General features: G+C 60.0%; 20 protein-coding genes. 14 read left to right on the top strand and 6 right to left on the bottom strand.

The genetic code is table 11. From position 1 onward, the window contains the following. Positions 1-62: 62 nt before the first annotated feature. The 3 genes from hemA to ispG all read left to right on the top strand — a co-directional run bounded on the left by hemA (position 63) and on the right by ispG (position 3,778). Positions 63-1,286 carry a 5-aminolevulinate synthase gene (gene hemA, locus ACXADQ_RS15125; protein ID WP_475322428.1) on the top strand — a complete coding sequence of 408 codons (1,224 nt, stop codon included), beginning with the start codon at positions 63-65 and terminating at the stop codon, positions 1,284-1,286. A 109-nt stretch (positions 1,287-1,395) separates the two neighbouring features. Beyond that, positions 1,396-2,568: a helix-turn-helix domain-containing protein gene (locus ACXADQ_RS15130; RefSeq protein ID WP_475322433.1), complete on the top strand. Its 1,173-nt coding sequence runs from the start codon at positions 1,396-1,398 to the stop codon at positions 2,566-2,568. 76 nt (positions 2,569-2,644) lie between these two features. Next, the gene (gene ispG, locus ACXADQ_RS15135) at positions 2,645-3,778 is read left to right on the top strand and encodes a flavodoxin-dependent (E)-4-hydroxy-3-methylbut-2-enyl-diphosphate synthase (protein WP_475322436.1); all 1,134 of its coding nucleotides are present in this window, start codon (positions 2,645-2,647) and stop codon (positions 3,776-3,778) included. A 3-nt stretch (positions 3,779-3,781) separates the two neighbouring features. Here the strand turns inward: ispG and ACXADQ_RS15140 are convergent, their stop codons facing one another. Next, the gene (locus ACXADQ_RS15140; protein ID WP_475322438.1) at positions 3,782-4,534 is read right to left on the bottom strand and encodes a DsbA family protein; all 753 of its coding nucleotides are present in this window, start codon (positions 4,532-4,534) and stop codon (positions 3,782-3,784) included. 1 nt (position 4,535) lies between these two features. Beyond that, positions 4,536-5,864: a M48 family metalloprotease gene (locus tag ACXADQ_RS15145; RefSeq protein WP_475322441.1), complete on the bottom strand. Its 1,329-nt coding sequence runs from the start codon at positions 5,862-5,864 to the stop codon at positions 4,536-4,538. Positions 5,865-5,924: 60 nt separating this feature from the next. Between ACXADQ_RS15145 and ACXADQ_RS15150 the strand changes: the two genes are divergently transcribed. The 7 genes from ACXADQ_RS15150 to ACXADQ_RS15180 all read left to right on the top strand — a co-directional run bounded on the left by ACXADQ_RS15150 (position 5,925) and on the right by ACXADQ_RS15180 (position 15,114). Further along, positions 5,925-7,070: a pyridoxal phosphate-dependent aminotransferase gene (locus ACXADQ_RS15150; protein WP_475322445.1), complete on the top strand. Its 1,146-nt coding sequence runs from the start codon at positions 5,925-5,927 to the stop codon at positions 7,068-7,070. A gap of 93 nt (positions 7,071-7,163) precedes the next feature. Next, on the top strand, positions 7,164-8,384 hold the full coding sequence (locus ACXADQ_RS15155; protein WP_475322449.1) for an N-acetylmuramoyl-L-alanine amidase: 1,221 nt from the start codon (positions 7,164-7,166) through the stop codon (positions 8,382-8,384). A gap of 100 nt (positions 8,385-8,484) precedes the next feature. Beyond that, complete coding sequence (locus ACXADQ_RS15160) at positions 8,485-11,037, top strand: penicillin-binding protein 1A (protein ID WP_475322452.1); 2,553 nt, start codon at positions 8,485-8,487, stop codon at positions 11,035-11,037. A 75-nt stretch (positions 11,038-11,112) separates the two neighbouring features. Further along, positions 11,113-12,240: a peptide chain release factor 2 gene (gene prfB, locus ACXADQ_RS15165; protein ID WP_475322455.1), complete on the top strand. Its 1,128-nt coding sequence runs from the start codon at positions 11,113-11,115 to the stop codon at positions 12,238-12,240. A gap of 90 nt (positions 12,241-12,330) precedes the next feature. Next, complete coding sequence (locus tag ACXADQ_RS15170; RefSeq protein ID WP_475322460.1) at positions 12,331-13,746, top strand: amidase; 1,416 nt, start codon at positions 12,331-12,333, stop codon at positions 13,744-13,746. A 69-nt stretch (positions 13,747-13,815) separates the two neighbouring features. After that, a complete protein-coding gene (locus ACXADQ_RS15175) occupies positions 13,816-14,592 on the top strand; it encodes a DUF2189 domain-containing protein (protein ID WP_475322463.1) in 777 nt (258 codons plus the stop codon). Positions 14,593-14,709: 117 nt separating this feature from the next. Beyond that, positions 14,710-15,114, top strand: a complete 405-nt coding sequence (locus ACXADQ_RS15180) for a c-type cytochrome (RefSeq protein ID WP_475322467.1) — start codon at positions 14,710-14,712, stop codon at positions 15,112-15,114. A gap of 54 nt (positions 15,115-15,168) precedes the next feature. Here ACXADQ_RS15180 and ilvN read toward each other — a convergent pair whose 3' ends face one another. Further along, positions 15,169-15,729, bottom strand: coding sequence for an acetolactate synthase small subunit (gene ilvN / locus ACXADQ_RS15185; RefSeq protein ID WP_475322471.1), 561 nt, complete (start codon positions 15,727-15,729; stop codon positions 15,169-15,171). Positions 15,730-15,789: 60 nt separating this feature from the next. After that, entirely contained in the window at positions 15,790-17,544 is a 1,755-nt protein-coding gene (locus tag ACXADQ_RS15190; RefSeq protein WP_475322475.1) for an acetolactate synthase 3 large subunit, read from the bottom strand. Between the two features lie 478 nt (positions 17,545-18,022). On the opposite strand from ACXADQ_RS15190, the gene ACXADQ_RS15195 reads away from it, so the two are divergent. Together ACXADQ_RS15195 and ACXADQ_RS15200 are read left to right on the top strand one after the other, a co-directional pair. After that, on the top strand, positions 18,023-19,894 hold the full coding sequence (locus tag ACXADQ_RS15195; protein WP_475322479.1) for a PhoX family protein: 1,872 nt from the start codon (positions 18,023-18,025) through the stop codon (positions 19,892-19,894). 197 nt (positions 19,895-20,091) lie between these two features. Next, positions 20,092-20,451, top strand: a complete 360-nt coding sequence (locus tag ACXADQ_RS15200) for a hypothetical protein (protein ID WP_475322483.1) — start codon at positions 20,092-20,094, stop codon at positions 20,449-20,451. On the opposite strand, the gene ACXADQ_RS15205 is transcribed toward ACXADQ_RS15200, so the two are convergent. Together ACXADQ_RS15205 and ACXADQ_RS15210 are read right to left on the bottom strand one after the other, a co-directional pair. After that, a complete protein-coding gene (locus ACXADQ_RS15205; RefSeq protein ID WP_475322488.1) occupies positions 20,452-21,096 on the bottom strand; it encodes a response regulator transcription factor in 645 nt (214 codons plus the stop codon). After that, complete coding sequence (locus ACXADQ_RS15210) at positions 21,093-22,520, bottom strand: cache domain-containing protein (RefSeq protein ID WP_475322492.1); 1,428 nt, start codon at positions 22,518-22,520, stop codon at positions 21,093-21,095. Before ACXADQ_RS15210 ends, ACXADQ_RS15205 begins: the two co-directional genes overlap by 4 nt. Before the next feature lie 249 nt (positions 22,521-22,769). Between ACXADQ_RS15210 and ACXADQ_RS15215 the strand changes: the two genes are divergently transcribed. Both ACXADQ_RS15215 and ACXADQ_RS15220 read left to right on the top strand, forming a co-directional pair. Next, complete coding sequence (locus ACXADQ_RS15215; protein WP_475322496.1) at positions 22,770-23,855, top strand: TRAP transporter substrate-binding protein; 1,086 nt, start codon at positions 22,770-22,772, stop codon at positions 23,853-23,855. A gap of 118 nt (positions 23,856-23,973) precedes the next feature. Beyond that, positions 23,974-24,900, top strand: a complete 927-nt coding sequence (locus ACXADQ_RS15220) for a TRAP transporter small permease subunit (RefSeq protein WP_475322500.1) — start codon at positions 23,974-23,976, stop codon at positions 24,898-24,900. The last annotated feature ends 4 nt before the right edge of the window (positions 24,901-24,904 follow it).

The following is a 24,904-nucleotide window of genomic DNA, read 5'->3' on the forward strand; positions in this document are numbered from 1 at the left end:
GGGGCAGCCGACCGGGAAGCGGCCCAAGCGGCATACAGCGAACAAGGAAAAGGATCATCGCCGTGGATTATTCTGCCCAACTGGATCAGGCCCTGAACCAATTGCATGACGAAGGCCGCTATCGCACCTTTATCGATATCGAACGGCAAAAGGGAAATTTCCCGCATGCGATCTGGCGGCATTCGGATGGCTCGGCCCGCGACGTGACGGTCTGGTGCGGCAATGACTATCTGGGCATGGGCCAGCACCCCGTCGTTCTGGCCGCCATGCACGAGGCCATTGACGCCACCGGTGCCGGCTCGGGCGGGACACGGAATATTTCTGGCACGACGGTCTATCACAAACAGCTCGAGGCCGAGCTGGCCGATTTGCATGGCAAAGAGGCCGCGCTGTTGTTCACCAGCGCTTATATCGCCAATGACGCGACGCTAAGCACTCTGCCAAAACTGTTTCCTGGGCTGATCATTTACAGCGACGCGCTGAACCACGCCTCGATGATCGAGGGGGTGCGGCGCAACGGCGGGGCCAAGCGGATCTTCCGCCACAATGACGTGGCGCATCTGCGCGAACTGTTGCAGGCCGATGATCCCAAAGCGCCCAAGCTGATCGCCTTTGAATCGGTTTACTCGATGGATGGTGATTTCGGTCCGATCGAACAGATTTGTGATCTGGCCGATGAATTCGGCGCGCTGACCTATATCGACGAGGTCCACGCTGTGGGCATGTACGGCTCGCGCGGGGCCGGAGTGGCCGAGCGTGACCGGCTGATGCACCGGTTGGATATCATCAACGGCACCTTGGCCAAGGCCTATGGGGTGATGGGCGGCTATATCGCGGCCTCGGTAAAAATGTGCGACGCGATCAGGTCTTACGCGCCGGGCTTCATCTTTACCACGTCCTTGCCGCCCGCTGTGGCGGCGGGGGCTGCGGCCTCGGTGCGGCATCTGAAATCTGATCGCGATCTGCGGGCCAAGCACCAGCAACAAGCGGCCACGTTGAAATTGCGCCTCAAAGGGCTGGGGCTGCCGATCATCGACCATGGCAGCCATATCGTGCCGGTCATTGTGGGCGATCCGGTACATACCAAGCAGTTAAGCGACATGTTGCTGGAAACCTTTGGCATCTATGTCCAACCCATCAACTTCCCCACTGTACCCCGCGGCACCGAGCGGTTGCGCTTTACACCGTCGCCGGTACACGGCCCACAAGAGATGGACGCGTTGGTTCGCGCACTGGATGAGCTCTGGTCTCGATGTGAGCTGAATTGCGCCGAATTACCCGCCTGAGGGGCCCCGGGCTGCTTTTTCCCTTGAGTTGTGCTAACGTGAAGAAAATAAAGGTCGCGTCTCGAATCGGCAGGTTCGGAAAAGCGAATTGCTAAAGGGGCAGATGGGGATGATCAGGCGCAAGACACCGCGTATGGATGAAGACGAGCAGGTTGAACCCAAAGGGTTCGACAGTTTCGAAACACGTCTGGGCGATTTGATGCGTGGCGAACGGGCCACCATGGGCAAATCCTTGCTGGATGTGCAGCGCGAGTTGCGGATCAAAGCCTCCTATATTGCAGCCATCGAAAATTCCGATCCTAGTGCCTTTGACACGCCTGGCTTTATTGCGGGCTATGTGCGGTCCTATGCGCGTTACCTAAACATGGACCCCGATCAGGCCTTTGCTGATTTCTGTGCCGAAAGCGGATTCTCTACGGCGCATGGCATGTCGGCCGAGGCGTCCTCGATCCGCAAGGTGACCACGCAGCGTCAGCCGGTTGCAGGTGACAGCGATCCCTTTGCCAAGAACGCGACGCCCTTCGCCCCCGCGAAAGAGGCCTTCTTGTCCAATATCGAACCCGGCGCGATTGGGTCTGCGCTGGTTCTGCTGCTGCTGATCGGCTCGATTGGGTTTGGCGGCTATACCGTTCTGAACGAGGTGCAGCGCGTGCGTCTGGCCCCGGTTGAAAACACGCCCGATGTTCTGGCCGATCTGGATCCGCTGAATGCTGGCACCGTTGGGCCGCAAATGGCCGATGCCGGGCTGACCGTCCCGCAGGTGGATGCGCTGGATCGTTTGTACCGCCCCGAGGCGCTGGATGTGCCGGTGATGGTCGCGCGGGATGCGCCGATTTCGACGCTGGATCCCGATATGGTGGGCAGCTTCCGTACTGCCAAGGCTGATTTGGTGGATGTTGCGCCGGTTCCCGAACCCGTCGCCACTCCGCAGGTGGTTGCCGATGCTGCGCCGCAGGTTGCCATGGTCGCTGTACGCCCCGCCTGGGTGCGTGTGCGCGCCGCCGACGGCAGTGTGATCTTCGAAGGCATTATGGAGGCGGGCGATCGCTGGATCGTTCCGCAGACCGAACAGCCGCCTGTGCTGCGCGTCGGCGAATCCAGCGCGATCTATTTCGCGGTCAATGGCCAGCATTATGGCCCGGCAGGCACCCGTGGCACCGTGACCAAGGATCTGGCGCTGTCTCAGGATCACCTGACCGACATCTACAGCGTGGCCGAGCTGGAACAGCATCAGGAACTGGCCCGCACCGTCGCCGAGCTGAGCCATCAGCCGGACAACTGAGCGCACCCCATTGATGCGGGCGGGCGCTGGCGCTAAGTAGCCCCTAAGCTGACCTTCTGGATGCAAGGACGACCCCATGTCGCTGAACCATGTTCGCCCGTGGCGCAATATCTATCGCCGCAAAAGCCGGAAAATTCATGTGGGCTCGGTTCCCGTTGGGGGGGATGCGCCGATCTCGGTTCAGACGATGACGAACACGCTGACCACCGATGTCAAAGGCACGCTGGACCAGGTGATCCGTGCAGCCGAAGCCGGGGCAGATATCGTGCGGGTGTCAGTGCCCGATCAGGACAGCTCGAAGGCGCTCAAGGACATCGTGCGCGAAAGCCCGGTGCCCATCGTGGCCGACATCCATTTCCACTATAAACGCGGGATCGAGGCCGCCGAGGCCGGTGCCGCCTGTCTGCGGATCAACCCGGGCAATATCGGCTCCGAGGATCGTGTCAAAGAAGTCATCCAGGCCGCGCGCGACCATGATTGCTCGATCCGGATCGGGGTGAATGCCGGATCGCTGGAAAAACACCTGCTGGACAAATATGGCGAGCCGACCCCCGATGCGATGGTCGAAAGCGGCATGGACCACATCAAGATCCTGCAGGACCATGATTTTCACGAATTCAAAATCAGCGTGAAGGCCAGTGACGTCTTCATGGCCACCGCTGCCTATCAGCAACTGGCCGAAATGACTGACGCGCCCATCCATCTGGGGATTACCGAGGCGGGTGGGCTGATGTCGGGCACGATCAAATCCTCGATCGGGCTGGGGAACCTGCTGTGGATGGGGATTGGCGACACAATCCGCGTCAGCCTGTCTGCCGATCCGGTCGAAGAGGTCAAGGTCGGCTATGAAATCCTGAAATCCCTGGGGCTGCGGCACCGGGGCGTCAATATCATCTCTTGCCCATCATGTGCGCGTCAGGGCTTTGACGTGATCAAGACCGTGGAAACGCTGGAACAGCGGCTGGAGCACATCAAGACCCCGATGAGCCTGAGCATCATCGGCTGCGTGGTGAACGGCCCCGGCGAGGCGCTGATGACCGATGTCGGTTTCACCGGCGGCGGGGCCGGCAGTGGCATGGTCTATCTGGCCGGCAAGGCCAGTCATAAGATGTCCAACGACCAGATGGTTGATCACATCGTGGAAGAGGTCGAAAAACGCGCCGCCCAGATCGAGGACGGCGCGGTCAAGGTCATGGACGAGGACGTCTAGGCCTCAGCTGTCTTCGCGGGCGGCGTCGACCAGCTCCATCATATCGGCCAGCGGGACATAGCCGCGCAGCAATTCGTTGCCCAATACAAAGGTCGGCGTCCCCGAAATTTGCAGCGCCTGGGCCAGTTGGTGGTTTTCGCCGATAATCTGGTTGACCAGCGGATCATTGATCTTGGCCAGGATCGCCTGACCGTCCAGCCCCAGCTTGTCCGCCAGACGGGACAGGGATTTTTCGCTGACCGCGCCTTTGGTTTCCATCATGGCGTTGTGCAGTTTCTCATAGGCTTCGTCGCCCCCGACGATCCGGCTGGCGATGGCAAAGCGCGAGGCCAGCACCGACTGGTCGCCCAGAATGGGGAATTCCTTGATGATCAGCTTGATGTTGCCGTCGGTTTCGACCAGCTGCTTCACCTCGGAATGGGCCTTGCGGCAGTAGCCACAGCGATAGTCGGAAAACTCGACCAGCACGATATCACCGTCCAGATTGCCTCCGGCCCAGGAATTCGGGTCGTCGAAGATCTTGCCGGCATAGGCCGCGACCATCTGTTCTTCGACTGCGGCTTGGGCTGCGGCCTGGCGTTCTTCGTAGATCTGATAGGCTTCCAGGATCACCTCGGGGTTATCCAGCAGATAGGCCCGGACTTCGGCGCGAAAGGCTGCGCGTTCAGCATCGCTGAGCTGTGTCAGGTCCGAGGCAAAGGCGGGGGCCGTCGCACCAGCGATCAGCAGCGCCGCAGAGGCAAGAAGGTGTTTCATTTCAATTCCTTTTGTTTACGGCGGCTTTCGAGGCAGAAATCACATCCTGCGCCCGAAGCCAAGGGGCAGAGCCGCGGGGCAACAGCCCCTCGGCGCGTTTGGCATGGATCAGCGCATCCTTTGGGCGCCCGATCAGGGCATAGCGTTCAGCCGTCACGACCGAGGCCAGACCGGTTTGACCAAGCTGCGCATAGGCCATGGCCAGATCGCGCAACAGGCTGGGATTGGTCGCATCGCGCGCACGGGCTTTTTCCAGCACGCTGCGCGCGGTTTTGTGTTGGCCCGCAACCAGCAATGCCCGGCCATAGCCACCCAGGATAAGGGCGTTCTTGGGGGCCAGATCGGCTGCGGTTTGAAAGGCCGCAACTGCGGCTTTGGTCTGGCGCGACTCCAGCAGGATTTGCCCCCGCAGGTCATGCGCAAAGGCATCTTTGGGGCGCAGGGCCACCAGTTTATTCACGGTCGCGATGGCCTTTTTGCTGTCGGGTTGGCGGTGATGGGCGGCGGCCTCTCGCATCAGGCGGATATCTTTGGTCAGGCTTTTGGGCGCGCGGCGCAACGTCCAGCTGGGCGCGCGCAAAAACGCCGACAGCTTGCCTTGGGCCCGGGCGTACCAGTATTCGGCCTTGGGGTCGGGCTTGGGCAAGCCATTCAGCGCCGTGACCCGCGCCTTGAACGCGCGAATGCGGTCCCGGGTCAACGGGTGCGAGCGTGCATAGGGATCCTGATGCGCCGCCGACAGCATTTCCTGACCGCGAAAAATATCCAACACTTCCAAAAAGGCCTCGGGGTTGACCCCAGCCGAGATCATGTATCGCAAGGCCGACAAGTCTGCGGCCGCTTCCTCGGCCCGGGTATGAGACAGGAACAGCCGCTGGGCCGTGGAATTGATCCCCATGCCCAGGCCAGCCGCTGCATCCCCATTGCCTGTGCTCACAGCGGTCGCTGCGGCCAACGCCATGCCCAGACCGGCGATGGTGTTGGCGGCAAGGGCGTTTTGATGCCGACGGGTGATGTGGCCGTTGGCGATATGGGCGGCCTCATGCGCCAGTACCGATTGCAGTTGAGCGGCGCTTTGCATCTTCAGCAATAGGCCCGAGTTGATGAAGATATGGCGCCGGTCCACGATGAAGGCATTATAGGCGCTGTCCTTGATCACCACGATTTTCACCGAGCTGGGCGACAACCCCGCCGCCGCCAAAATCGGGTGGGCCAGTTGGTTCAGCGAATGTTCAATATCCGCGTCCCGCAGAAACGTGGCTGCTCGGGCAGGAACGGCCATCATCAGGCAGAGCAGGGGAATAATGACCAAACGGCCCATCAGGTGCATTGACGATTGTCCTGTTTCGCTGTGAATTGGCGTCTCTTGCGGCACCATAGGAAACTACACATGCGAAACTCAAGACGTGGCGAGGTCGATCCCTTTATTGTGATGGACGTGATGGAGGCCGCGCGCGCCGCAGAAGAGGCAGGCCGCCACATTATCCATATGGAGGTCGGGCAGCCCAGCACGCCCGCGCCCAGCGGGGCGCGGCAGGCGTTGACGCAGGCGATGGCCGATCAGTCGCTGGGATACACCGTGGCCCTGGGTCTGCCCGCGCTGCGCAAACGCATCGCGCAGCTTTACGCGCAATGGTACGGGGTCGATCTGGATTGGAACCGGGTGGTGGTGACGCCGGGCTCGTCCGGGGCGTTCATCCTGGCCTTTACCGCCTTATTTGATGCCGGGGCCCGTGTGGGCGTTGGCGAGCCGGGCTATCCCTCGTATCGGCAAATCCTGCGGGCGCTGGATCTAGAGCCCGTGGGCCTGGCCGCCAGCGATGAAAACCGCCTGCAACCCGTGCCTGCCGATTTCGCCGATCTGAAGCTGGATGGGTTGATGATTGCCTCGCCCGGCAACCCATCGGGGACAATGCTGGACAAGGCTGCGATGACCGCCATCGCGCAGGCCTGTGCCGACAGCGATACGATCCTGATCAGTGACGAGATCTACCACGGCATCGAATACGATCAGAAAGCCGTGACCGCGCTTGAGGTCACGGATGAGTGCTATGTGATCAACTCGTTCTCGAAATATTTCAGCATGACCGGCTGGCGCGTCGGCTGGATGGTGGTGCCTCAGGATCACGTGCGTTTGGTGGAACGGATCGCGCAGAATATGTTCATCTGTCCACCCCATGCCAGCCAGGTCGCGGCGCTGCACGCGATGGAGTGCACCGACGAGCTGGACCAGAATATCGCGATCTATGCAAAGAACCGTCAATTGATGATGGAGGGCCTGCCCAAGGCCGGGTTTGACAGGATCGCGCCACCCGATGGGGCCTTTTACGTCTATGCCGATGTCAGCCACCTGACCGAGGACAGCCGAACGCTGGCGGCCGAAATTCTGGAACATGCGGGCGTGGCTGTCACGCCGGGGCTGGATTTCGATCCGGTGCGCGGGGTGGGGACGTTGCGGTTCTCTTATGCGCGCGCAACAGCCGATATCGTGGAAGGTCTGGACAGGCTGACCCGCTATATGGCCACCCGAGGCTGATTTTCGCGCATTGAGGCGGGCAGGGGGCTGGGCAGCGCCCCGCCCTTGGCGTATCCTATCCTCAACGAGGCACAGACACGCCGGAAAGAGCGGATGCGCAGTATATTATCGGTACTCTTGGTGGTGCTGGCCCTGTTGCCAGTCAAAACGCAAGCGCAAGAGCTAAGCGGCCTGGCGCGCGTGGATGTGGGCTATTCTCAGATCCGCGATACCTGGGGCGGGGGGCTGTCGGTGGAACTGGCGCTGACCCAGGGCGTGCCCTACCGAGTCTATACGCTGGATGAACCGCGCCGTCTGGTGCTGGATTTTCGCGAGATCGACTGGACCAACGTGTCCAAAGACGTGTTGTTGAACGCCAACCGCGCCTCGGATGTGCGTTTTGGCGCGTTCCGTCCCGGTTGGTCGCGCATGGTGATTGATCTGGCTGATCCGCTCTTGCCCGAAACGATCGAGATGAAAATCGATCCGCAAACCAGCAAAGCCCGGCTGAAAGTCGCGCTGTCCGATGTCACGCCCGAGGATTTCGCCGCCCGTGCCGGGGCGCCCTATGATCCGCGCTGGGACCTGCCGCCGCCAGCCGCGGTCGCGAAATCGCAAAATCGCGGGGATGGGCCCTTGGTTGTGGTGCTGGACCCCGGTCATGGGGGAATTGATCCGGGGGCTGAACGCCAGGGACATCAGGAAAAGACGATTGCCCTGAAATTCGCCAAGGAACTGAAAGAGGTCCTGGTGCGCTCGGGCCGTTTCGAGGTGGTTCTGACGCGCGAGGATGACAGCTTTGTCTCGTTGGAACGGCGTATCGCCATCGCGCATCAGGCCGGAGCGCATGTGTTCTTGTCCTTGCATGCGGATGCGCTGGCCGAGGGCAATACCCATGGCGCCACCGTGTATCTGCTGCGCGAAAGCGCCAGCGACGAGGCCAGCCAGCAACTGGCCGAACGTCATGACCGCGATGATATTCTGGCGGGTGTTGATCTGTCCGGTCAGGATGACGTGGTCGCCGGTATCCTGATGGATCTGGCCCGCCAGGAAACCCAACCGCGCGCGGATCAACTGGCGCTGAATCTGGTGCAGGGGCTGCGCAACGGGCGTACGCCGGTGAACAACAAGCCGATCCGACACGCGTCCTTTTCGGTGCTGAAATCGGCCGATATCCCCTCGGTTCTGCTCGAGATCGGCTTTATGTCCTCGAAACGGGATCTGAAAAACCTGTTGGACAAGAATTGGCGGCTGAATGCCTCGGTGGCCATTCGCGACGCGCTGCGCGCCTGGATGGAGGCCGACGCCAACCTGCGTGCGCTGGCCAGACATTAGGAAAACAGCGGAAACTCGCGCGCTGATCAACGCTTCTTGTTTTGACGCTACAGACTGTGATCATTATAGAGACGCCAGAACATGAAAAAGGGCGCGCTGGGTGATCAGGTTCATTCTTTCCTTCTTTGGGTCGATCTTTACGGCGGTGACGCTGGGGCTGACGGTTGTGGCCCTGTCCATTGGCGCGGTCTTTTGGATCTATGGCAAGGACCTGCCCAGCCACGAAAGCCTGGCGCAGTATAAACCCCCGACCATCAGCCGGATTTATTCGGGCGAAGGCCAAATCATCGACGAATTCGCCAAGGAACGCCGCCTGTTTACCCCGGCAGACGAGATCCCGGACCTGGTGAAAAACGCCTTTATCAGCGCGGAAGACAAGAACTTCTATACCCACAAGGGCTATGACGCGCGCGGGATCGCCGCTGCCGCGATCGAGGCTGTGCGCTCGCGCGGGCAAAGCGTGCGTGGCGCGTCCACAATTACGCAGCAGGTGATGAAGAACTTCCTGCTGGGCGGCGAGCGTCGGATCGAGCGCAAGATCAAGGAAATCATCCTGGCCACCCGCGTCGAAGAAACCCTGAACAAGGACCAGATCCTGGAACTGTATCTGAACGAGATTTTCCTGGGTCAGAACTCGTATGGTGTGACGGCGGCCGCGCAGACCTATTTCAACAAAACCCTGGGCGAATTGTCCCCGCACGAGGCCGCCACGCTGGCCTCGATGCCCAAGGCGCCAGGCAAATTCCACCCGGTGCGCAACAAGCAACGTGTGCTATCGCGCCGGAATTTCGTTCTGAAGGAAATGGCTGAAAACGGCTATATCTCGCAGGCAGCCTATGAGGCGGAAAAGGAAAAGCCGCTGCGCTCGGTCCAGAATGGCGATTTCGAAAGCTTCCGCACCGCGCTGCCGCCGCGCGACTATTTCACCGATGAAATCCGCCGCCAGCTGTCCGAGGAATTCGGCGAGGGCGAGTTCTTCTCGGGCGGGCTGTCCGTGCGTGCCACGATTGATCCTGACATGCAGGTGGACGCGGCCAGCGCCCTGCGTCGTGGATTGGAAAAATACGACCGCAGCCGGGGTGTCTGGCGCGGCACCGGCGTGAAAATCCCCGCCGACCAACTGACAAGCGAAGCCAAATGGCGCGCGGCCCTGGATGCGACTGAAGTGCCCCGCGACATCGTGCTGGACGGCCAGTGGTATCCCGCCGTGGTGTTGGAACTGGGCAAGAACGACGCCCGCATCGGGATCGAGGGCGTCCCAGACGAATCCGAAGGCCATTGGATCGTCGCCAAAGACGTGACCTGGGCGCGCAAACAGCTGGAAGACGGCAAACTGGCCCGAAAAGCCCGCCGCGCAAGCGACCTGTTCGAGGTCGGCGATGTCATTCTGGTGCGTGCGATGACCAAGGACAGCGATGGCAGCTTTATCCGCTGGACCCTGCGCCAGGTGCCCGAAATCCAGGGTGGTTTCATGGCGATGGACGTCAACACCGGCCGCGTGATCGCCATGCAGGGCGGGTTCAGCTATCAGCACTCGGTCTTTAACCGCGCGACGCAGGCGAACCGTCAGCCGGGCTCGAGCTTCAAACCCTTCGTCTATGCCTCGGCGCTGGACAGCGGCTATAGCCCCGCCACCATCGTAATTGATGCCCCGATTGAAATCGACACGCCCCAAGGTCTGTGGCGGCCCAAGAACTCGTCGAACCAGTTTTATGGCCCCACACCGCTGCGCACCGGGATCGAGCAGTCGCGGAACCTGATGACCATCCGTCTGGCACAAGAGGTCGGGATGGATGTTGTGGCCAATTACGCCGAGGATTTCGGGGTCTATAATTCAATGGGCGAATTCCTGGCGAACTCTTTGGGCGCCGAGGAAACCACTCTGTTCAAAATGGTCGCCGCCTACGCCATGTTCGCCAATGGGGGCGAGCGGGTGGAACCGACGCTGGTGGACCGCGTGCAGGACCGCTATGGCCAGACGATCTATCGCCATGACAAACGGACCTGTACCAACTGTTCCGATAGCTTCCTCAGTCCCGGCACCAAGCCCTATATCGTCAGCAACCGCGAACGGGTGATGGATGCCATCACGGCCTATCAGCTGACCTCGATGATGCAGGGCGTGGTTCAGCGCGGTACAGCATCAAGCGTGATCAATCTGGGCGTGCCCACCGCAGGCAAGACCGGCACCACCAACGAATCCAAAGATGTCTGGTTTGTCGGCTTCACCAGCAACATCGTGGCCGGGTGCTATATGGGGATGGATACGCCGCGTCCGCTGGGCCGTGGGGCCTATGGCGGCACCATGTGCGGCCCGGTGTTCCAGGAGTTCATGAAAAAGGCCACCAAGAAATACGGCGGCGGCAAATTCCGCGTGCCGGATGGCGGTCACTTCATCAAGATCGACCGCTATACTGGGGCTCGCCTGGCCAATGACGCCAGCGGCACCCATGTGGTGGCCGAATATTTCCGCGACGGCGAAGAGCCGATCTTTGGTATTACCTATGACGGTGGTTTTGCCATGGGTTCGAACCTGCCTCTGATCGACGAAGTGCAGGAATATTCCCAAGAGGTCACGACCTCGACCGGCCAGCGCGCAGTGGTAGGGCCCAAGGCCAGCTTTGGGTCTGTTTCCTCGGGCGGGCTGTATTAAACGCAGGCCCGCTTGCCCCGGCCTGCGGGCTGGGCTATCACCCAAGCCGGATAACGAAAAATTCAGGGGCCTCCTATGCGCGCAGAAGTTCAGAACACGGTTGCAGCTATCGAGAAATCGCTGGCCCTGTTGCGTCAGCGCATGAACTGGGACACCGTGCAATACCGGCTGGAAGAATTCGACGCTCGTGTCGAAGACCCGACCTTGTGGGATGACCCCGAAGGCGCGCAGAAACTGATGCGCGAACGTCAGTCGCTGCTGGACGCGGTGGCCGGTCACAATGACATCCAGACCGAGCTGAACGACAGTATCGAACTGATCGAACTGGGCGAGATGGAAGAGGACGACGAGGTCGTCGCCGAGGCCGAGGAAACCATCAAGTCCCTGGCCGCCAAAGCCGCCGAAAAAGAACTGGAAGCCCTGCTGGATGGCGAGGCGGACAGCTCGGACACATTCCTTGAAATTAACTCGGGCGCGGGTGGCACCGAAAGCTGCGACTGGGCCTCAATGCTGGCGCGGATGTATGTCCGCTGGGCCGAGAAAAAGGGGTACGAGGTCGAGCTTCAGTCGATCAACTATGGTGAAGAGGCCGGTATCAAATCCGCCGCCTACAAGATCAGCGGGCACAATGCATATGGCTGGCTGAAATCCGAAAGCGGTGTGCACCGGCTGGTGCGAATCTCGCCCTATGACAGCTCGGCACGGCGGCACACCTCGTTCAGCTCGGTCTGGGTCTATCCGGTGGTGGATGACAACATCGAAATCGAGGTGAACCCGGCCGATATCCGCATCGATACCTACCGCTCCTCGGGTGCGGGCGGTCAGCACGTGAACACTACCGACTCGGCCGTGCGGATCACCCACAATCCGACGGGGATTGTGGTGACATCTTCGGAAAAATCGCAGCACCAGAACCGTGATATCGCCATGAAAGCGCTGAAATCGCGCCTGTACCAGATGGAACTGGACCGCCGCAACGAGGCGATCAACGCCGCCCACGAATCCAAGGGCGACGCGGGATGGGGCAGCCAGATCAGGTCTTACGTGTTGCAGCCTTATCAAATGGTCAAGGACCTGCGCACGGGCTTTGAAACCTCGGACAGCGCGGGCGTTCTGGATGGCGATCTGGACGGGCTGATGGCCGCCACGCTGGCGATGCAGGTGTCTGGCAAATCGCGCGCCGAGGCGAACTCGGACGAATAAGGCACCCGCTGGGGGATTGATCCCAAACGGCTTTTGCGAAATCGTGAACGGGCAGGGGGCAACCTCTGCCCGTTTCGCGTGGGAGGCCAAATGGGTGATTTACTGGACAATGACGCGCTAAGCCTGTCAGGCATGATTGCGCGCAAAGACATCAGCGCGGTCGAGCTGATGCGCGCAACCCTGGCCCAAATCGACGCCTGGAACCCGCATGTAAACGCCATCGTCGCACCGCTGGACCCCGATCAGGCGCTGGGGCTGGCCGCAAAGGCCGACAATTCCGAACGCAAGGGCTGGCTGCATGGGATGCCCGTTGCGATCAAGGATCTGGCGAATGCGCAGGGGTTGGCGACTACGATGGGCTCGCCGGTTTTTGCCGATCAGGTGGCGCCAAAGGATGACATCTATGTCGCCCGGATGCGCGCGGCGGGGGCCTTGATCATCGGTAAAACCAATGTGCCCGAGTTCGGGCTGGGCAGCCACACCTATAATCCGGTCTATGGCGCAACGCTGAATCCCTATCAGCTGGAGCGCAGCGCGGGCGGGTCCTCGGGCGGGGCGGCGGCGGCATTGGCCACGCAGATGCTGGCTGTCGCGGATGGCTCGGACATGATGGGCAGCCTGCGCAATCCGGCCGCGTGGTGCAATGTCTATGGGTTGCGGCCCACCTGGGGGCGCATCCCGAACGAAGCTCTGGGCGATATGTATCTGCAAACTCTGGCGACAAACGGGCCGATGGGGCGTTCGCCCGCCGATATCGCCGCGCTGCTAGAGGTACAGGCCGGGCGCGATCCGGGGCAGCCCTTTGGGGTCGGACATACAAAGGTCACCGAGGGACTGAATGCTCCGATCCAAGGCAAGCGTATCGGCTGGCTGGCCGATTGGGGCGGGGCCTACGCGATGGAGCCGGGTATCCTGTCGCTCTGCCAATCTGCGCTGAACGTGTTCGAGGATCTTGGCGCCAGTGTTGAACCGATCGCGCCGCCCTTTCCGGCCGCGAAAATCTGGGACAGTTGGCAGACCTTGCGCTGGTTCGCCGTGGCCTCGAAACTGGCGCCGCTGTATGAGCAGCCCAAAACCCGCGCGCGCTTAAAACCCGCCGCACAATGGGAGATCGAAAGCGGTCTGGGGCTGAGCGCCATGCAGATCCATCACGCCAGCGTTCTGCGATCCGAGTGGTTCCGCGCCGCCGCTCGAATGTTTGAAACCTATGATGCCGTGGTACTGCCAAGCGCGCATGTCTGGCCCTTTCCCACGCAGCAGACCCATCCGAGCATGATCAACGACACGCCGATGGACACTTATCATCGCTGGATGGAGGTCATGGTGCCGGCCAGCCTGATCGGACTGCCTGCGCTGTCGGTTCCGGTTGGGTTCAGCGACACCGGTCTGCCGATGGGCATGCAACTGATCGGGGCAGCGCGTGGGGATCATACGGTCCTGCATTTGGGGCAGGCCTATCATCGCGCCACGCTTTGGCCCCAGAAAATGCCTCCGCAACAACCCTGACGCTTGATTTTAGTCCGAAAACCCGCTCCCATACTCAAAAACAAGAATATATCGCTTTGGGAGGAGTGAATGCCATACGAATTGGAACATGGCGCACCAGAAATGGGGCAGGCGAGCTTTGAGACGCTGAAAGAGGCCCTGCGCCGTGGGTGGTCGGATATGAAGCGTGCTCCGGGGTTTGGGCTGGTGTTCGCGTCGTTCTATGTGGGGCTGGGCCTGATCTTTGCCTGGATCACGCTGGTCACCGGCAAAAGCTATTGGCTGATCTTTGCGGCGGTGGGGTTTCCGTTGATCGGGCCGTTCGCCGCTGTGGGTCTGTATGAGGTCAGCCGCCGGATCGAACAAGAGCGCGCGATGGACATCTATCAGATTTTCGGCGTGGTGCTGCTGCAATCCAAGCGCCAGCTTCCGTCGATCTGCGCCATCGTGATCTTCATGTTCCTGTTCTGGTTCTTCATCGCCCATATGATCTTTGCGCTGTTTTTGGGGCTGAGTACGATGACGAATGTGTCATCATCCTTCGAAATCTATCTGACCTCCAACGGGCTGATGATGCTCGCGGTTGGCACCGTGGTCGGTGCCTTGTTTGCGCTGTTGCTGTTCATGATCACAGTGATGAGCCTGCCCATGTTGCTGGACCGCGAAGTAGATTTCGTCACCGCGATGATCACCAGCTTTCAAACTGTGGCTCAGAATCCGATTCCAATGCTGGCTTGGGCGCTCTTTATTGCTGTGATTACGTTTTTCGCCATGATCCCAGGCTTTTTGGGCCTGTTTTTCGTGCTGCCGCTGTTGGGACACGCCACCTGGCATCTCTGTCGCCTGCTTTCGACCCAGCAGGGTTGACGCAGGTCAACGCACAAAACGACCTCGAACGATATCATATTAGGGACGCGGAATGTTTGGTTCAGTGTCCCTTTGATGTGCCGCGTCTTTCTGACCTTAGGAGGAGAAGGAAAGATCATGCGACAGAAGTTTAGCACGCTCGCAGCAGTCACCCTGACCTGTACCGCCACCTTAGCGGTTGCAGACGACATGACAGACCCGGGCCAATCCGCATTTGAACAATATTGCGCAACCTGTCACGGTCTGAAAGGGGACGGAACCGGCCCGATGACCGAGATGATCACGGCCGAAGTGCCTGATCTGACTGCGCTCAGCGCGCGCAATGACGGGAAATTCCCGATGCTCGAAGTGATCCATGTGATCGATGGGCGCACTGGCCTGCGCGGCCATGGTGGGCCGATGCCAGTCTATGGCGCGGTTTTCGACGACGAGGCGATCTCGCCTGGCCCCTATGGAGGCCCGATCTATACCCGCGGCAAAATCCTGTCCGTGGCGTATTATCTGGAATTGCTTCAGAATTAGACAACAGAAAAGGGCCGGCGATGCACCGGCCCATTTTCATTTGTCTCCGACAGGTCAGACGCCGCGTGACAGCGCCGCCACGCCCGTGCGGGCAACCTCGACCAGGCCCAGAGGGCGCATCAGGTCGGCGAAAGCGTCGATTTTTTCAGGCGTACCAGTGATTTCAAACACAAAGCTTTCCAAGGTGCTGTCCACCGCATTGGCGCGGAAAATATCGGCCAGGCGCAACGCCTCGACACGCTTGTCGCCACCCCCTTCAACCTTGATCAACGCCAGTTCGCGCTCGACCGAGGGCCCCTCGACGGTCAGGTCGTGCACCTCGTGGACGGGCACGATGCGGCCCAGCTGAGCCTTGATCTGTTCAATCACCTGCGGCGTGCCGGTGGTGACGATGGTGATGCGCGAGCGATGGCCCGCGTGATCAATCTCGGCCACGGTCAGACTGTCGATGTTATAGCCGCGCGCGCCGAACAGTCCGATAACGCGGGCTAGAACCCCCGCCTCGTTGTCGACGATGACAGCCAGGGTGTGTTTTTCACTGACATCGGAAAAGTTGGGCCGCAGGTTGTAGGCGGAATGCTTGGTCGAGCCTTTTTTGATTTGCAGAGCAGACATATCGTTTCTCTTCTTTTCTATCCTTTAAGGGGCCGGGGGACAGGCGCCCCCCGGGGCTCATCACACCAGAACGGCGCCGGTGTTGCCGATGGCATCTTGGGTGTTCGCGTCACCCATCAGCATCTCGTTATGCGGCGCGCCCGACGGGATCATCGGGAAGCAGTTTTCATGCTTTTCCACCAGGCAATCAAAGATCACCGGTCCGTCATAGTTGATCATCTCCAGGATGGCGTCATCCAGATCATCGGGGTTGTCGCAATAGATGCCCTTGGCGCCGAACGCCTCGGCCAGCTTGACGAAATCGGGCAGGGCCTCGGACCAGCTGTGCGAGTACCGCTCGCCATGCAGAAGCTCTTGCCACTGACGCACCATGCCCAGACGTTCGTTGTTCAGGATGAACTGTTTCACCGGCAGGCGGAACTGAACGGCGGTGCCCATTTCCTGCATGTTCATCAGCCAGCTGGCCTCGCCCGCGACGTTGATCACCAGGCTGTCGGGATGCGCCATCTGCACACCGATCGAGGCCGGGAAGCCATAGCCCATGGTGCCCAAGCCGCCCGAGGTCATCCAGCGGTTCGGATCTTCAAAGCCCAGGAACTGCGCGGCCCACATCTGGTGCTGGCCCACCTCGGTGGTGACGTAACGGTCGTGGTCCTTGGTCAGCGCCTCAAGACGTTCCAGCGCGTATTGCGGTTTGATGATCTTGTCCGAGCCATTGTACGTCAGGCACTTCACCGACTTCCACGCCTCAAGCTGTTTCCACCATTCGCTCAGCGCTGCCTTGTCAGTTTTGCGACCGCGGGCTTTCCAGACCTTCAGGATGTCCTCCAGTACGTGGCCAACATCGCCGACAATCGGGATGTCCACACGGATCACCTTGTTGATCGAGGACGGGTCAATGTCGATGTGCGCCTTCGTCGAGTTCGGGCTGAACGCGTCGATACGGCCGGTGATCCGGTCGTCAAAACGCGCACCGATGTTGATCATCAGATCGCAATCGTGCATCGCCATGTTGGCCTCGTACAGGCCATGCATACCCAGCATCCCCAGCCATTTGTCGCCCGAGGCAGGGTAAGCGCCCAGACCCATCAGGGTGCTGGTGATCGGGAAGCCGGTCTGTTCGACCAGTTCGCGCAGCAGTTGGCTGGCCGCGTTGCCCGAGTTGATCACGCCGCCACCGGTGTAGAACACAGGTTTCTTGGCGGTCTCGATGGCGGCGACCAGCTCGGTGATCGCTTCCATGTCGCCCTTGACCTGCGGCTGATAGCGGCTGCTCACGACTTTCTGGGGTGCGGTATACTCACCGCTGGCAAATTGCACATCCTTGGGAATGTCGATCAGGACCGGGCCGGGACGACCCGAGGTCGCCACGTGGAAGGCCTCGTGCAGGGTCGCGGACAGCTCGTCGGTTTCCTTCACCAGCCAGTTATGCTTGGTGCAGGAGCGGGTGATGCCCACGGTGTCTGCTTCCTGGAACGCGTCCGAACCGATCATGAAGGTCGGCACCTGGCCGGTCAGAACCACAATCGGGATGCTGTCCAGCAAGGCATCGGTCAGGCCGGTCACCGCGTTGGTGGCACCGGGCCCCGAGGTCACCAGAACGCAACCCGGTTTGCCGGTCGAGCGGGCATAGCCCTCGGCCGCGTGCACGGCGCCTTGCTCATGGCGCACCAGGATGTGACGAATGTCATTTTGCTGAAAAATCTCGTCGTAAATCGGTAGCACCGCGCCACCGGGATATCCGAATACGACGTCCACACCCTGATCCTTGAGGGCTTGGACTACCATTTTCGCTCCGGTCATTTGACGTGTCATCTTGTTTGCTCCGTTTACGACGTCACTGTATCTGCCAAAGAAAAGCCCCCGATGTTCAGTCGGGGGCGCATGGGGTACCGTTATGGTGTCCGTTACCGGCCCATGCGCCATATACCTACGATTACGACTAGCGTGGTCATCAAAAGGCTCCTTCGTGCGAGCGCGACATTAGGAGCGCAAGGAAGTAGCGTCAACCGCGAAAATGCGGTCTTTGCGAACATTTCTGCCCTAAATTCTTTGCGAAAGTTGCGCGGGCAGAGGTTTGGGGGAAATTTTCGGAATATCCGCGGTGAATTTAAGCAGAATCTCCTGGGTGTCTGACAGGGTGACGCGACGACATGCGGTGCATTCTCGCGCTGTTAGATAGGTTTCATCTTTCGTTAACGCTCCTGTCACGAAAGTAAACGACCTCTCAGGGCGGACGCTTTGACCCCTCAAAGCGCGCTGACCTTCTCACATAGCTACAAAGAGGCTAGCCATGCAAAAGCACGACAGCAGTGACCTGTCCTGGGATGAATTTGACGAAATGCGCGATCCGCGCCCCGAGGAAAACGGCTTTGACGCCGTTGTAGACCGCGCCATCTCGCGTCGTGGGTTCCTGGGTGGTGCGCTGGCCTTTGGGTCGGGCGCGGCCGTGTTTGGCTCGGGCCTGTTTGACAGCGCCGCGGCCATGACCAAGGGCTTCAACTTCCAGCCCATCGACATCGCCACCGATTATGACATCCACGTGCCCGAAGGCTATGACTGGAAGGTCCTGACCCGCTGGGGCGACGCGCTGTTTTCCGAAGCCGAGGGCGCCTATTCGCCCGAAACCGGCGTGTCCGTGGACATGTCCGACAAGGTGTTTGGTGAAAACACCGACGGGATGGAGCTGTTCGAAGTGGACGGCAAACAGCTGATCGCCGTGAACTCGGAATATGTGCGCCCAAAGCTGAACCTGCCCGCCGAGGCCGAAGGCACCCCGCGCAGCGCTGACGAGGTCAAGCTGCTGAAGAACCTGCAAGGCGTGACCGTGATGGAAGTGGCCGACACCGGTAACGGCTACGAAGTCGTCGTCGACAGCCCCTATAACCGCCGTATCACGCATGACACCGAGATGGTGCTGGCAGGCCCGCTGGCCGGTCATGATCTGGTGAAAACCAAGGCCGATCCCGAAGGCCGCACCGTTCTGGGCACCATGAACAATTGTGGCTCGGGCAAGACCCTGTGGGGCACCTACCTGACCTGCGAAGAAAACTTCAACGGCTACTTCGGCGCGACCGGTGAGATGCCCGCAGGTGACGGGTACAAGCGTTACGGCATCGGTGGCGAAGGCCGTTATGCCTATGAAAAGTTCGATCCGCGTTACGACATCTCGAACGAGCCGAACGAACCTCACCGCCACGGTTTCATCACCGAGATCGACCCCGCCGATCCCACCAGCACCCCGGTGAAACGCACCGCCTTGGGCCGGTTCAAGCATGAAAACGCCGAAATGGTCCACGCCAAGGACGGTCGTATCGTGGTCTATCTGGGCGATGACGAGCGCGGCGAATACCTGTACCGCTATGTCTCGACCGGCACCTACACGACCGGTGGCAGCACTGAAGGCCTGCTGGATGACGGTACGCTTTATGTGGCCAAGTTCAACGACGACCAGACCGGCGAATGGCTGGCCCTGACCCCGGAAACCACCGGCATGTCCGCCGCTGAAATCCTGGCCTTCACCCGCATGGGTGCCTCGGCCGTCAAAGGCACCACCATGGACCGCCCCGAATGGGTTGCCGCCAACCCGCTGAAGGTCGAGGCCTATTGCGCCCTGACCAACAACAAGAACCGCGGCAAGAAGCCCAACAAGGGCGGCGATGACATCAGCGTCAACGGCCCCAACCCGCGCGAGACCAACAACTACGGTCAGATCGTGCGCTGGACCCCGGCGGATGAAAACCACGCCTCGGACAGCTTCACCTGGGATCTCTATGTGATGGCGGGCAACCCGACCGTTTACAACAACGCCTATGCGGGCTCGGCCAACATCAACGAAGGCAACATGTTCAACTCGCCCGATGGCATGGCGTTCTCGTCCGACGGGAAGCTGTGGATCCAAACCGACGGCAAAGACAACAACGAAGGCGAATTCGCCGGCATGGGCAACAACCAGATGCTGGTGGGTGACCCCGAAACCGGCGAGATCGCACGCTTCATGACCGTCCCCAAAGGCGCCGAAGTCACCGGCCTGTGCTGGTCGGCGGACAAAAAAGTGGCCTTTGTCGGCGTGCAGCACCCCGGCGGCCAATGGCCCGATGGCAACGGCAAGCCGCGCTCTTCGGTCGTGTCGGTTTGGCGCAAAGATGGCGAAATGATCGGCTAACCGATCGGCAAGCGCAGGGGGCGCGCCAGCGCCCCCATTCCCGAGGCAGCAGGCCGTCAGGCCGAATGCCGAGATAACCAGCGCGCGCCCGTCAGGGCGCGCTCCTTTGGGTTAAATCCCCAAAGAGATCTGCACTTAACGATAGAAAATACACTCAAACCTTCTAAACTGGCTCTTATTCCTTCGGAGGATTGAGTGTGTTTCAGAAAACGACCCTGGCCCAGACATTGGCCAAAACCCTCGCCACGGCCCTGACCCTTGGCTTGATATCGACAGCAGCCAGCGCTGAAATGGGCAAGCGATATGACGGAAACTGGGAATTCGGGGCCTTCACGGCTCTGACCGTGATCAATGATAAGGTGCTCGAATACTGCTTTGATCACAAAAAGAAGCCGGGCCCAGACAAGTGCGGCGAGTTTCGGTATCACAAGCAACTGAACGGTCAGTTGAAGGTGAAAATCCCCACTGGATACTTTCAGTTCAAAATCAAAAAGACCGGGGTCGACGCCAGATTTACCAATAATCAGGGTGAACGGTTCCACGCGACCATGAAGTGATCAAAGACTGACACCCGTGCCCTGCAACACGCCGTGTTCCAGCGCATAGCGGGTCAGGCCCGCGGTCGAGGATATGCCCAGCTTGCGCTTGATATTCTTGCGGTGGGTTTCGACTGTGCGCACCGAGATATCCAGCGCCAGCGCGACCTCTTTGTTGGATTTGCCTTGCGCCAGTTGCAGCAGAACCGTCTGTTCGCGCCCCGTCAGTTGCTCGCGCTGCTCGTCCCCTTCGGGTTGCAGCGACCCCTTGGCGCCCGTGCACAGGTACCGCTCGCCCCGCATCACCGTATCAATGGCTGTCTTGATCTCTTCGGTGGGCACGTCCTTCAGAACATAGCCCTTGGCCCCGTGACTGAGCGCCGAGGAAATATATTCCGGGCTGTCATGCATCGACAGGATCAGGATGCGGGTGTCGGGGCTTTGCTCCAGGATCATCTCGGTGGCAGTCAGACCGCCAATCTCGGGCATGTTCAAATCCATCAGGATCACGTCAGGGCGCAGGGTCTCGACCTGGTCCACGATCTCGCGCCCGGTTTTCAGAGCGCCCAGCACCTCGATATCGTCATAGGATTCCAGCACCGCCTGAATCCCCTCGGCCACCATGGGATGGTCGTCCACAATCACGATCTTTACAGGAGCGGTCATTCAGCGGCTTTCTTTGTCGTTTCAGTGTCTTCCGGCGACAACAGGTGCGACAGGGGAACCTTGGCTTCGATCACAGTGCCATGGCGCCCCGAGGTGATGGACAGCGTCCCATCCAATTGCTCGATACGCTCTTGCATGTTGCGCAAGCCCAATCCTCCCTTGCCGCCATCCTCTTGCGTGGATTGCGGTATTCCGCGCCCATTATCCCAGATTCGCAGGGTGGCGCCAGTGCGATGTCCGCGCAGGTCCACCGAAACCTCGGTCGCGCCCGAGTGGCGTTCGACATTTGTCAGGGCCTCCTGCGCGATACGGTAGAGCGCAATTTTGCTTTCCTGGTCCAGACGGTTGCGAAACACCACGGTCGTGAAAGAGGTTTCAATCCCGGTGCGCGCGCTGAAATCCTGGGTCAGGGATTTTACGGCAGGGCCAAGCCCCAGATCGTCCAGAACACCGGGGCGCAGGTCACGGCTGATGCGGCGCACCTCTTGGATGGCGCCGGACAGATGGGTGATGCCCCGATCCAGCATTTGCAGCCCGCGTTCGTCCTGTTCGGGCGATAGGCGGCGGCGCGCTGTATCCAGCGCATAGCGCACCCCCACAAGGATCTGGCTGATCCCATCGTGCAGCTCGCGGGCAACGCGACCGCGTTCTTCCTCTTGGGCATCAAACACCCGTTGCGTCAGTTCCTTGAGCTTGGCATCCGCCAGCATCCGTTCGCGTATGTTCAGCGCCATGCCCGAGATAAACACCAGCATCAGTGCCGCAAAGGTGATTAGGCCGATATTGAACAGGGTGCGTTCGACCCGCTGTTCCACTTCGGCCCGTGCCGCCGCGACCGAGGCCTTCACATCGTCGATAAACACCCCTGTACCGATGGCCCACCGCCAATCCTGCAGGCCCAGCACATAGGTCACCATCTGCGCCTCTTTCCCGGTCGAGGGCTTCTCCCACAGGAACTGATGATAGCCCGCGCCCTGGCGCGCCAGCTCGATAAACCGATCCACGATCGGGGTGCCGGCGCTGTCCTTCAGACCGGCCCAGTTGGCGCCGATGAATTCGGTCTGACGCGGGCTGACCAGATTTGTGCCGTCGTAATCATAGACGAAAAAGAACCCGTCGGTGCCATAGATCATCGCGGCAAGGATCTGGGAAACCTGCTCTTTGGCGTCTTCATCGTCGGGCGCCGCAAGGCCGTAAATGTGATAAAATCCGTTGCGCGCTTGGGTCACATAGTTGCGCAGCTCTTCCTTTTTGGCGGCCAGCATGCGCTCTTCCAGGGCTTGGATCTCGCGCTCGGCGAAGGCCCGGGACTGGTGGGACACCAAGAGCGCGATGACAATAACCGACACCAACAACGGGACCGTCGCCAGAAGAAACAGCTTCTGGGCGTAGGAGGGTCGGAAAAGGCGCTGCAACCAGTACATGACCCGAATCGAATACGAGAACTTGGCCGCAAAAGCAAAGCGAGTCCCGATCAGAGAGGTTTTTTCCTGTCAAATGATCTTTGCGAAAAACCCGCTGTGCGAGGGCCTGGCGCAATTTGTGGCAAAAAATGCGGCATTCTACGTAGTACTAGGTATTCACATACGGAATTGGCTAGCTAACCTGACCAAACTTCAAACGATCCGTCTGCCTGAGGGGGCGGACTGAAAAACTATCTGGGAGGATACATAATGGATCGTCGTTCTTTTCTAAAAACGTCTGCTCTGGGTGGCGCGGCCGCCGCTTCGACCACCGCTCTGGCCGCACCGGCCTATGCGCAGGGCAAACGGACCCTGACCATGGTGACCTCGTGGGGCCGTGGTCTGGCGGGCGTGTTTGACGCCGCTCAGCGTTCGGCTGACCTGATCAACACCATGTCCGACGGCAGCCTGAATGTCGAAATTAAAGCCGCCGGTGAACTGGTGGGTGCTTTCGAAGTGTTTGACGCTGTGTCCTCGGGCCAGGCAGACATGTACCACGCTGCTGACTATTACTTTGTGGGTCAGCACCCCGGCTATGCGTTCTTTACCGCTGTGCCCTTTGGCATGACCGCTCAGGAACTGGTGAACTGGTATTACCAGGACGGCGGCATGGAGCTGCATGACGAGCTGGGTCAGATCTTTGGCCTGAAATCCTTCATCGCAGGCAACACCGGCGCGCAGGCAGGTGGCTGGTTCTCGAAAGAGATCAACAGCCCCGAAGACTTCAACGGCCTGAAATTCCGTATGCCCGGTCTGGGCGGCAAAGCCCTGGGTAAACTGGGTGCTTCGGTTCAGAACATCCCCGGTTCGGAAGTGTACCAAGCGCTGTCCTCGGGCGCGATTGACGGCACCGAGTGGATCGGCCCCTGGGCGGACGAAAAGGCTGGTTTCCAGGAAATCACCAAGACCTACTACACCGCGGGCTTCCACGAGCCGGGCGCGGGTCTGTCGCTGGCGACCAACCGCGACGTGTTCGAAAGCCTGACCCCGGCCCAGCAGAAGATCATCGAGATCGCTGCCGCCGAAACCCACCAGTGGAACCTGTCGCTGTTCCTGGCCAACAACGGTGCGGCCCTGCAGCGTCTGCAGGCTGGCGGCGTGAAGGTCATGGAATTCCCCGACAGCGTTTGGGATGCGTTCGGCAAAGCCTCGCAAGAGGTTCTGGCCGAAAACATGAGCGACGAGCTGTTCAAGAAGATCCACGACAGCGCGATGTCCTCGATGAAAGCATCGTCGAACTGGCTGGCCCAGTCGTCGGGCACCTACACCGCTCAACGTACTCGCGTGCTGGGTTAATCCAGACGTTTGACACTAACCTGATCCCCCGCCACGCGCGGGGGATCGCTTTTCACTTGCCAGTCCACAGAAACCCGAACCGGGGTCAGACGGCGGCAAGCAACATTCCGGGGGATACATGCAGGAAGAAAGTGGCGCATCCGCCATTGGGGCCCTGTTTGAGGGGCTCTGGTGGGTCATCCAGAATATCGGCCTTGCCTTTTACAATTTCGGCTATGCCGTCACCCATCCGCAGCTATGGCTGGATTGGAGCGACAAAGCCTCGATCATGCGCTTTGTCTATTACGGGGGCTCGGTCGAGTTCTTCTTTGTAATATTCACGCTGTTCCTGGTGCTGACCGCGATCGGTCTGTACTATCGCAACTTCATGTGGGGCATGGTGCGTGGGCTGGAAGGCTTTGCCAACGTGGTCGGGCGTTTCTTTGCCTGGGCGGGCCTGCTGATGGTGTTCCAGCAAATCGTGATCGTGTTCATGCAGCGTGTCTTTGCCCGGCCTGACATGGCGTTCGGGTTCGGCATCCCACTGGAGATGGACATCAGCTGGTATGCCGAAGAACTGAAGCTGTATAACGCGATGGTCGTTTGCCTGTGTGTTACCTACACTTTTGTGCAGGGCGGCCATGTGCGGGTGGATCTGATCTATTCGGGCATTTCGCACCGCGCCAAGCGGGTGGTGGACATGCTGGGGTCGCTGTTGTTCATGATGCCCATGGCGGTGCTGGTCTGGATGTATGGCTGGTTCTTCATGTGGCGCCACCTGATCGTGCCCAAACCCTCGGCCAGTGACTCGGTTGAACGGCTGGTCATGAAATCCCGCGCGCTGCGCTGGAATGTGGAAACCATCGGTTTCTCGCCCAACGGGTTCAACGGATACTTCCTGTTCAAGGTCCTGTTGATCGCATTCGCCGCAATGGTGTTCATCCACGCTGTGGCCTTCTTCTACCGCTCTTTCCTGGAATTCATCGAAGGCGAGGAAAGCATCGGCAAGCACCTGGATCGGGATTCGCTTGGCGAGGGTGAAGAAGCCTATGAAGGCACGCATTAAGTAA

Source organism: Thalassovita sp. ABM4_323 (genome assembly GCF_056158665.1).

Coding starts and splice junctions, on each gene's coding strand:
- ACXADQ_RS15130 (WP_475322433.1), top strand. CDS start 1,396: ATGATCAGGCGCAAGACACCGCGTATGGATGAAGACGAGCAGGTTGAA.
- ispG (WP_475322436.1), top strand. CDS start 2,645: ATGTCGCTGAACCATGTTCGCCCGTGGCGCAATATCTATCGCCGCAAA.
- ACXADQ_RS15140 (WP_475322438.1), bottom strand. CDS start 4,534: ATGAAACACCTTCTTGCCTCTGCGGCGCTGCTGATCGCTGGTGCGACG.
- ACXADQ_RS15145 (WP_475322441.1), bottom strand. CDS start 5,864: ATGCACCTGATGGGCCGTTTGGTCATTATTCCCCTGCTCTGCCTGATG.
- ACXADQ_RS15150 (WP_475322445.1), top strand. CDS start 5,925: ATGCGAAACTCAAGACGTGGCGAGGTCGATCCCTTTATTGTGATGGAC.
- ACXADQ_RS15155 (WP_475322449.1), top strand. CDS start 7,164: ATGCGCAGTATATTATCGGTACTCTTGGTGGTGCTGGCCCTGTTGCCA.
- prfB (WP_475322455.1), top strand. CDS start 11,113: ATGCGCGCAGAAGTTCAGAACACGGTTGCAGCTATCGAGAAATCGCTG.
- ACXADQ_RS15170 (WP_475322460.1), top strand. CDS start 12,331: ATGGGTGATTTACTGGACAATGACGCGCTAAGCCTGTCAGGCATGATT.
- ACXADQ_RS15175 (WP_475322463.1), top strand. CDS start 13,816: ATGCCATACGAATTGGAACATGGCGCACCAGAAATGGGGCAGGCGAGC.
- ACXADQ_RS15180 (WP_475322467.1), top strand. CDS start 14,710: ATGCGACAGAAGTTTAGCACGCTCGCAGCAGTCACCCTGACCTGTACC.
- ilvN (WP_475322471.1), bottom strand. CDS start 15,729: ATGTCTGCTCTGCAAATCAAAAAAGGCTCGACCAAGCATTCCGCCTAC.
- ACXADQ_RS15190 (WP_475322475.1), bottom strand. CDS start 17,544: ATGACACGTCAAATGACCGGAGCGAAAATGGTAGTCCAAGCCCTCAAG.
- ACXADQ_RS15195 (WP_475322479.1), top strand. CDS start 18,023: ATGCAAAAGCACGACAGCAGTGACCTGTCCTGGGATGAATTTGACGAA.
- ACXADQ_RS15205 (WP_475322488.1), bottom strand. CDS start 21,096: ATGACCGCTCCTGTAAAGATCGTGATTGTGGACGACCATCCCATGGTG.
- ACXADQ_RS15210 (WP_475322492.1), bottom strand. CDS start 22,520: ATGTACTGGTTGCAGCGCCTTTTCCGACCCTCCTACGCCCAGAAGCTG.
- ACXADQ_RS15215 (WP_475322496.1), top strand. CDS start 22,770: ATGGATCGTCGTTCTTTTCTAAAAACGTCTGCTCTGGGTGGCGCGGCC.
- ACXADQ_RS15220 (WP_475322500.1), top strand. CDS start 23,974: ATGCAGGAAGAAAGTGGCGCATCCGCCATTGGGGCCCTGTTTGAGGGG.